This is a genomic window from Tessaracoccus sp. O5.2, assembly GCF_964266725.1.
GTDB classification, from domain to species: Bacteria; Actinomycetota; Actinomycetes; order Propionibacteriales; family Propionibacteriaceae; genus Arachnia; species Arachnia lapidicapta.
The window spans coordinates 1-1,054 of the sequence record NZ_CAXWGV010000039.1; the positions used below are offsets into that span (position 1 = coordinate 1).

Here is a 1,054-nt window from a genome sequence, read left to right on the forward strand (position 1 = left end):
GGTGTCGCGGTCTGAACCGAGAGGGGTGCGCCCGGTCGGGGCCGTTTGGATCGCTGCCGCTACGTCAGAGTCCGAAGGCTCCGCCGCTGACGAGGATCACGATGCCGAGGCCGATGAGAACGATGGGGAAGAGGATGTGCTCCCAGCGTTCGAGCACTTCGGCGATCGGGGGGCGGGTGGCGACGAACTTTGCCAGGGCCACCAGGACCGCGACGAGCGCGAGGAAGACGATGCAGTAGGCGACTACTGCGAGAGGTTCCACGCTGAGGAAGACAGGGGTGTAGACGCCGATGTTGTCGCCGCCGTTGGCAAGGGTGACGCCTGCGACTGTCCACACGCCGACCTTCTTGCCGGCAACCTTGGCCTCGTCGTCATCGTCGTCATCGTCTCCGCGCCAGGCCTGCCATGCGGCCCAGAGGCCGAGGCCCAGAGGGATGAGACCGAAGTACGGGATGGCTGCCGAGGGCAGGAATGCTCCGGCACCGATGGTCACCAGGACCGCGGCACCGAGGATGCCGGCGAATCCGAGGTACTGGCCGGCCAGAATGCGGGCGGTAGTGCCGCGCTGGCCTGCCCCTCGCGCGAAGAAGAGGGAGAGCACGATGATGTCGTCGATGTTGGTCGCTGCGAACAGGCCCATCGCCTGCAAGACCGAGGTGAGGATCATGCGCCCTCCCCAGCTGCGTCGCATCCGGGAAGCGAGCAGGCGGGATCGATGCACGGGGCGTCTTCGTCCACTGCCAGGGTGGCATCGACCAGTGCCGTCAGCGCCTGCGCCAGGTGCGAATCGGCGATCTCATATCGTGTCCGACGACCCTCGGGCTCGGAGACGACGATCCCGCAATCGCGCAGGCATGCCAGGTGGTTGGACACGTTCGGGCGTGTCAGGTCCAGATCTCGGGCCAGTTCCGCCGGGTAAGCGGGATGGTCGAGCAGGGTCAAGATGATCCGGGATCGAGTGGGGTCGGCCAGTGCACGACCCAGGCGGTTCATCACGTCGAGACGCGAAGCAATAGTCAGCATGGACTGAACTATACAGCGCGCACTGAACACT

The 1,054-nt window shown here is 65.7% G+C and carries 2 protein-coding genes; both read right to left on the reverse strand.

The genetic code is table 11. The features are described 5' to 3' along the window. Positions 1-64 precede the first annotated feature (64 nt). A complete protein-coding gene (locus ACFQPD_RS11040) occupies positions 65-667 on the reverse strand; it encodes a cadmium resistance transporter (RefSeq protein WP_016997609.1) in 603 nt (200 codons plus the stop codon). Beyond that, the gene (locus tag ACFQPD_RS11045; RefSeq protein ID WP_006590980.1) at positions 664-1,023 is read right to left on the reverse strand and encodes a helix-turn-helix transcriptional regulator; all 360 of its coding nucleotides are present in this window, start codon (positions 1,021-1,023) and stop codon (positions 664-666) included. Before ACFQPD_RS11045 ends, ACFQPD_RS11040 begins: the two co-directional genes overlap by 4 nt. Positions 1,024-1,054 lie beyond the last annotated feature (31 nt).